8 protein-coding genes are annotated in these 6,301 nt (G+C 62.0%); 6 read left to right on the forward strand and 2 right to left on the reverse strand.

What is annotated here, in order from left to right:
* Positions 1-53: 53 nt before the first annotated feature.
* Both DS839_RS35580 and DS839_RS35585 read left to right on the forward strand, forming a co-directional pair.
* Positions 54-800 (forward strand): DUF2182 domain-containing protein, encoded by a 747-nt coding sequence (locus DS839_RS35580; protein ID WP_119275308.1) that lies wholly within the window; start codon positions 54-56, stop codon positions 798-800.
* 9 nt (positions 801-809) lie between these two features.
* Positions 810-1,424: a DUF1326 domain-containing protein gene (locus DS839_RS35585; RefSeq protein WP_119275309.1), complete on the forward strand. Its 615-nt coding sequence runs from the start codon at positions 810-812 to the stop codon at positions 1,422-1,424.
* 60 nt (positions 1,425-1,484) lie between these two features.
* Here DS839_RS35585 and DS839_RS35590 read toward each other — a convergent pair whose 3' ends face one another.
* Positions 1,485-2,099, reverse strand: a complete 615-nt coding sequence (locus DS839_RS35590) for a glutathione S-transferase family protein (RefSeq protein WP_162919019.1) — start codon at positions 2,097-2,099, stop codon at positions 1,485-1,487.
* Positions 2,100-2,169: 70 nt separating this feature from the next.
* Here DS839_RS35590 and DS839_RS35595 point away from each other — a divergent pair, with 70 nt between their 5' ends.
* Positions 2,170-3,750: a tetratricopeptide repeat-containing sulfotransferase family protein gene (locus DS839_RS35595; RefSeq protein ID WP_119275311.1), complete on the forward strand. Its 1,581-nt coding sequence runs from the start codon at positions 2,170-2,172 to the stop codon at positions 3,748-3,750.
* A 64-nt stretch (positions 3,751-3,814) separates the two neighbouring features.
* Here DS839_RS35595 and DS839_RS35600 read toward each other — a convergent pair whose 3' ends face one another.
* Positions 3,815-4,480, reverse strand: coding sequence for a peroxiredoxin (locus tag DS839_RS35600; RefSeq protein ID WP_119275312.1), 666 nt, complete (start codon positions 4,478-4,480; stop codon positions 3,815-3,817).
* Between the two features lie 147 nt (positions 4,481-4,627).
* Between DS839_RS35600 and DS839_RS35605 the strand changes: the two genes are divergently transcribed.
* The 3 genes from DS839_RS35605 to DS839_RS35615 are packed head-to-tail and all read left to right on the forward strand — an operon-like array spanning position 4,628 to position 5,959.
* Positions 4,628-5,035 carry a hypothetical protein gene (locus DS839_RS35605; protein WP_119275313.1) on the forward strand — a complete coding sequence of 136 codons (408 nt, stop codon included), beginning with the start codon at positions 4,628-4,630 and terminating at the stop codon, positions 5,033-5,035.
* 1 nt (position 5,036) lies between these two features.
* Positions 5,037-5,690 carry a hypothetical protein gene (locus DS839_RS35610; protein ID WP_119275314.1) on the forward strand — a complete coding sequence of 218 codons (654 nt, stop codon included), beginning with the start codon at positions 5,037-5,039 and terminating at the stop codon, positions 5,688-5,690.
* A 23-nt stretch (positions 5,691-5,713) separates the two neighbouring features.
* A complete protein-coding gene (locus tag DS839_RS35615; protein WP_119275315.1) occupies positions 5,714-5,959 on the forward strand; it encodes a FitA-like ribbon-helix-helix domain-containing protein in 246 nt (81 codons plus the stop codon).
* Positions 5,960-6,301: the final 342 nt, after the last annotated feature.

Here is a 6,301-nt window from a genome sequence, read left to right on the forward strand (position 1 = left end):
CGACCCCGCGCAAGGGGCTTCAAGAGCGAGCAATGTCGCGGTAGCTTCGCCCCATGGACCTGATCCTCAGACATTCGACCAGCTGGCCGCGCTTGTTCATGGCCCTGTGCCTGGCCACCATCCTGTCGGTGTCGGGCCTCACGCTCTGGATGTCGACCGGCGCTTCCTTTGCGGGGTGGCTGAGCCTCCTGTGCGCGCCTCAGCCCGGCGCCGGTTTCGCGCAAGTCGCGGCACTGTGGCTTGCCATGACATTGGCCATGATGATCCCCTCGGCGGCGCCGATGCTCTCGACCTATCTCGACATCGCCGAGGCGGCGGAGGCGAAGCAGATCAAGATCGCATCGCCCTTGTGGCTCGCCGCGGGCTATGGCGCGGTGTGGATCGGCTTCGCGTTGGCCGCTTCGATCGCGCAATGGACGGCGCTCGCCTCGGGCTATGCGGGCGAGTTCCAGGGCCGTTTCGCCGGGCTCATCCTCATCGGCGCCGGCGCCTATCAGTTCACCGGGCTCAAGCATGCCTGCCTCAGCAAATGCCGCGCCCCCATGTCCTATTTCCTGGCGCAATGGAGCGACCGGCCCCTGGGCGTCCTGCGCATGGGCCTCGATCAGGGACTCAACTGCTTCGGCTGCTGCTGGGCACTGATGACGCTGAGCTTCGTGGCGGGCCTCATGAATATCCTGTGGATGGCCTTCATCGGCCTTGTCATGGTGCTGGAGAAGACCCTCGCCGAGCCCAAACCCTTGTCCTATGGCCTAGGCTTCGGTCTCATCGGCGCCGGCCTTCTCATGCTTTTCATCTAGGAGAACTTAATGGCTCGTGAGCCCTGGCATATCAAAGGCGAATTGATCCTGTCGTGCAATTGCACCGTCTTCTGTCCCTGCGTGCTCTCGCTCGGAAAACATCCGCCTACGGAAGGTTATTGCCAGACCTGGGGCGGCATCCGCATCGATGACGGGAAATTCGGCGAGGTCGGCCTTTCCGGCATCAATCTCGGCCTCATCATCGAGATACCGGGCCAGATGAGCCGCGGCAACTGGAGTGCCGGTGTCTATATCGACAATGCGGCGGACATCTACCAGGTGAAGGCGCTGACCCGGATCATGACCGGGCAGGCGGGCGGCACCACGCATCTCCTCTCCATCCTGGTCGGCCGCTTCCTCGGCGTGTGGCAGGAAGACGTGCGCTACGAGACCGAAGGTGCGACGCGGCGCTTCACCATCCCCAAGATCATCGACGGCGAGATCGCGCCCATCGCCGGCAAGGAAGCGGGGCAGCACACGACGATCGAGAACAGCCAATATTGGATCGGGCCGCAGATCATCGTGGCGCAGGCGATCAAGAGCCGCTTCCGCGGCCATGGCCGCAACTGGGATTTTAAAGGCCGTTCGGCCGAGATTTGCGCGCTGGACTGGAAGGGACCCTGACTTCTTAATTTGGCGCGTGATCGGACGGAAAACCGGTGCCCACTTTTCCTGATCACGCGCCTAAGCCGGCTTCAAAGCGGTCGCCTGCATCGAGGGGCGGGCCGAGAAGGCCTTGTGGAAGGCCCTGAGCTTCGGGCGGTTGTCGCGCCACGGCCAGTCGGGGAGGCGGAAATCGAGATAGGCCAGGGCGACGGCGACCGCGATCGAGCCCGCCGTGACCTCGTGCAGGTCCTTTTCCCAAGCCTTCTCGAGATCGTCGAACTCGGCCTTGACCCGCAAATGCTGGCGATCCATCCATTCGCGCCACTGCAGCCCTTGCGGGCGCACCGCCGTCTCATAGCGCTGGCCGACGCCGGCTTCGGCAATGGCCTGGCCCAAGGCGGCGAGGGTGAGCACGCGGAAGCGCTTCACGCCGTCATCGGGAATCAGCGTCTTGTTGCCGGACACATGGCAGAGATATTCGATGATGACGCGGGAGTCATAGATCGGATGATTGTGGTCGGTGACGAGGACCGGGATCTTGCCGACCGGCGACAGCTGCGTGAGATCGGCATTGATGGTGACGGGCGTCACCTTGGTCTCGACCGGCTGGACCTTGCCGGCCAGGCCCACTTCGTGGGCGGTGACGAGACACATGCGGAAAAACGGGGAAACGAGATCGCCATGGAGTTTCATGATCAGCATCTTACAGTGGGCCTGTCGCCCGTGTTAAGAGGGCGCGCGGTTTTTGTCGAGTGGAGAGAAAATGGCGCCGCCCCAGCCCTTGAAGCGTCCCGATCCGGTCGTCGCCCAGCTCAAGCAGGTGCTGGCGCTTCTCGGCCGGCGCGATTTCGTGGCGGCGGAAGCGGCGGCGCGCCATGTGCAGCGCAACCATCCCGATCATGCCGATGCCAACAATATCCTGGGCGCCGTCCTGATCAACCGGAAGAGTCCGGGGGCCGCGGTCAAGTATCTGGAGCTCGCGGCCCGCAAGGAGCCGCGCAACGCCGTCTATCTCAATAATCTCGGCTGCGCCTATCTCGATCTCGGCCTGATCGAGCTGGCGCAGGCGCCGCTCACCCGGGCGCTCTCGATCGATCCCAAGCTGATCAAGACTTCGTGGCTCCTGGGCGAGTTCTATCGCATGGCCGGCAAGCCCGAGCTCGCTCTGCCCTATCACGAGAAGGCCTGCCGCGCCGATCCGCAGAATGCCGACTACAAATGGGCGCTCGGCAAGACGCTCGACATGCTGGGCCAGAAAGAGGAAGCGCGCGGCTGCTTCGAGGCGCTGCGCGATCACCCGAGGATCGGCGTTTTCGCGCTCCATCGCCTGGCGGCGAATGACAAGCACGATCTCGCCTCGCCATTGCTCGCCGCGGTCGAAGCCAAGATCGCCTCGGGCGCCTTCGCCGGCCGCCCCCTCAATGCGCTGCATAATGGCGCCGCCAAGATCTATGAGCAGAATGGCGATCATCCGAAAGCGTTCGCCCATTTCAGGGCGGCCAATGAAGCCGACAAGGCGCCCTTCGATCTCCAGCGCTACAGGACCTGGGTCGACGCGGTCATCGCCCGTTTCACGCCGGAGACCTTTGCCGCGCGCCAGGCCATGGCCACGCGCAGCAATATCCCGGTCTTCGTCATCGGCATGCCGCGCTCAGGGACCACCCTGGTCGAGCAGATCATCGCGCGCCATCCGCAAGCGGGCGGCGCCGGCGAGCTCGACCGGCTGTGGAAGGTGGGCCAGGGGTTCCACTATTACGAGGCGAGCGACCGGTTCCTCACCACCATCGATGCCAAGCATGAGGTCGAGATGACGATGCTCGGCGAAAAATATGTCGAGCTCCTGCAGTTCTTCGCACCGAATGCCCGCCGCATCGTCGACAAGCTGCCGCATAATTTCGAGCTGCTCGGGCTGATCGCGCTCATCCTGCCCGAGGCGCGCATCGTGCATTTGCGGCGCAACCCCATCGACACGTGCCTTTCCTGCTATCAGACCAGGCTCAACGAGAAACACGGCTATTCGAGGGATCTCGAGACGCTCGGCCTCTATTACCGGGAATATGCGCGCCTCATGGCGCATTGGCGCAAGGTGCTGCCGCTCAAATTCCTCGATCTCGACTATGAGAAGCTGACGGGGGATTTCGATAACGAGGTCCGCCGGCTTATCGCCTTCCTGGATCTTCCCTGGGATCCGGCTTGCCTGAGCTTCCATGAAGCGACGGCGGCGGTCCGGACCTTCAGCCGCAACCAGGTCCGCAACCCGATCTATCAGACCTCGGTCGGGCGCTGGCGGCGCTATGAGAAGGAGCTTCAGCCGCTGATCAAGGCCTTGGGCGATCTCGTCTGACTGGCCACAAAAAAAGAAAGCCCGGCGCGAGGCCGGGCTTTTGAAGGTGGCCGTCCAGGGAGATCTATTTCGCACCTGGTTGCGGAACGAGCCTCAGATAGGGCTTGATGGTTTTCCAGCCGCCGGGGAATTTCTCCTTGGCGGCTTCGTCGGAGACGGAAGCAAGGATGATGACGTCCTCGCCCTGTTTCCAGTTCGCCGGCGTCGCCACCGACTTCGTCGCGGTAAGCTGCAGCGAATCGATGACGCGCAGCACCTCGTCGAAATTGCGGCCCGTGGACATCGGATAGGTGATGATGAGCTTGATCTTCTTGTCGGGACCGATGACGAAGACGTTGCGCACCGTGGCATTGTCGGCGGCGGTGCGGCCCTTGGCATTGCCGGTGGCATTGGGATGGATCATGCCATAGAGCTTGGCCACCGAAAGATCGGGATCGCCGATCATCGGGTAGTTCACCTCGCCGCCGGTCGCATCCTTGATGTCCTGTTTCCAGCGCTTATGGTCCTCGACCGAATCGACCGATATGCCGATGAGCTTGGTCTTGCGCTTGTCGAATTCGTGCTTCATGCGCGCCATGGCGCCAAGCTCGGTGGTGCAAACGGGCGTGAAATCCTTGGGGTGCGAGAAGAACACCACCCAGGAATCGCCGATGTAGTCATGGAATTTGATGTGCCCTTCCGTGGTATCAGCCTCGAAATCGGGCGCGACATCGCCAAGTTGTAGTGCCATTCAAACCTCCATGTGCGTAATTTTCGTCTTTATAGCCGAACGATCGTTCGGAATAAAGAACAATATAGGAGCCCCGTATTGCTAAAATATGATGGGTTTCCCCATTCTGCAAATCAGTTCAATTTGCACTGCAGAAAAGGATATTTCATGCGCTTCATCCTGGCCCTTCCGCTCATCGCCGTCGTCATGGTCATCTACACGGCACTCGCCATCAATCCGAATTTTTCCGCAGGTTCCGCCTTCATGGACTGGGTGCTGCCCTCGGGCGCCGAACTGTTCCTGACCTTCGGCGATGTCATCGTCATCGCCGGGCTCGTGGCGCTGTTCTTCGAGGTCATCAAATCGGCGCGGCTCGGCGCCGGCACGGTCATCGACCATATGCTGTCGACCGCGACCTTCATCATCGCCCTCATCGTCTTCCTGCTGGTCCAGGCCTTCGGTACGCCCGCCTTCCTGATGCTCACCGTCATGGCGCTGGTCGATGTGGTGGCGGGCTATACGGTGTCGATCTTCTCGGCCAGGCGTGATTTCTCGGTCGGCGGCGACAGGATGTGAAATGGCGTTCGACCGGGGGCTCGCCAAAGAGATCGGCCTGACGCCAGAGGAAAGAGCGGTCTTCGCCAGGCTCTCGAGCCCGGAGAAGATCCAGGACTTCATCACCAACATGCCGAGCAATGCCGAGCCCGATGGCGATACCTGCTATTCGGTGCGCATGGCGCTGCGCAAGAATTGCTGCCATTGCATCGAAGGCGCCTTCATCGCGGCCTGCGCGCTGATGCTGCATGGGGCGCCGGCACTCCTCATGGATTTCCAGGCGCGGGGCGATGACGATCATGTCCTGGCGCTGTTCCGGCGCGGGCGCTTCTGGGGCGCCATCTCCAAGAGCAATTCCATCTGGCTCAGATGGCGCGACCCCGTCTATCGCACCCCGCGCGAGCTCGCCATGTCCTATTTCCACGAATACATATTGGGACCGAAGAAGAGCCTGCGGCGCGTGTCGCGGCCTTTCGACATCGGCGCCTACCGCCCGGAAGACTGGATCACCGCCGAAGAGGACTGCTGGAACATGGCGGGCGAGCTCGACCGCGCGCCGCATGTGCAGCTCATCACCGCTGCGCAGGCGCGCCGCCTCAAGTTGCGCGACCGCTTCGAGACCTATGCCGACACGATCAAGGAGTTCGCGGCCGACGGGAAGCGGAAGATGTATTAGCCTTCCGATTAAAGGAGCCGACAATGGCACAGATCGTTGTACGGAACGTGGATGATAAGGTCATCGCATTGATCAAAGCTCGGGCGAAAGCCAATGGCAATGCATTTGCGGCTGAAGTGCGCGCCATTCTGAGCGCAGCTGTTGCCGTGAGGCAGGGGCTAGGTGAGCGCAGATCTCTAACGTCATTCATCGGAACGGTAGGGAGCTATCGTTCACAGGCTGAGGTCGATGCTTATGTGCGCGGCCTTCGTGATGAATGGGAACAGTAGAATGCGCGCTCGCCAATTCATTCGTCGTCGCGGCATGGTGGGCGCCCGCAGGGCGGCCGGGTGGGGTCTCTCAGCCGGCACGTGTTCAGCGATTGGACTGAAGAGCTTGCAAATGCCTTGCTTGCGAGACCTCCCTTGCGGAGACACCCCACCCGTCGCGCATTCCGCGCGCCACCCTTGTATCTGGAAGCTGTCGTCGAATCCTGTTCAAGGATCGACGTAGCGAGGGGCCTGGCGGCCGCCAGGCCCCTCGCTCGGCGATGTCGCCCGTCCACCCTCCGGCTACAACCGTCGGGGAGCTTGGGATCTTCGCTGTTCTCACGCACAACCGAACAGTCGCTG

Source organism: Taklimakanibacter deserti (genome assembly GCA_003574785.1).

What these genes read in the sequence shown, in the direction of transcription:
- DS839_RS35610 (WP_119275314.1), top strand. Translation starts at nt 5,037, where the DNA reads ATGGCGTTCGACCGGGGGCTCGCCAAAGAGATCGGCCTGACGCCAGAG.
- DS839_RS35600 (WP_119275312.1), bottom strand. Translation starts at nt 4,480, where the DNA reads ATGGCACTACAACTTGGCGATGTCGCGCCCGATTTCGAGGCTGATACC.
- DS839_RS35590 (WP_162919019.1), bottom strand. Translation starts at nt 2,099, where the DNA reads ATGAAACTCCATGGCGATCTCGTTTCCCCGTTTTTCCGCATGTGTCTC.
- DS839_RS35595 (WP_119275311.1), top strand. Translation starts at nt 2,170, where the DNA reads ATGGCGCCGCCCCAGCCCTTGAAGCGTCCCGATCCGGTCGTCGCCCAG.
- DS839_RS35580 (WP_119275308.1), top strand. Translation starts at nt 54, where the DNA reads ATGGACCTGATCCTCAGACATTCGACCAGCTGGCCGCGCTTGTTCATG.
- DS839_RS35585 (WP_119275309.1), top strand. Translation starts at nt 810, where the DNA reads ATGGCTCGTGAGCCCTGGCATATCAAAGGCGAATTGATCCTGTCGTGC.
- DS839_RS35605 (WP_119275313.1), top strand. Translation starts at nt 4,628, where the DNA reads ATGCGCTTCATCCTGGCCCTTCCGCTCATCGCCGTCGTCATGGTCATC.
- DS839_RS35615 (WP_119275315.1), top strand. Translation starts at nt 5,714, where the DNA reads ATGGCACAGATCGTTGTACGGAACGTGGATGATAAGGTCATCGCATTG.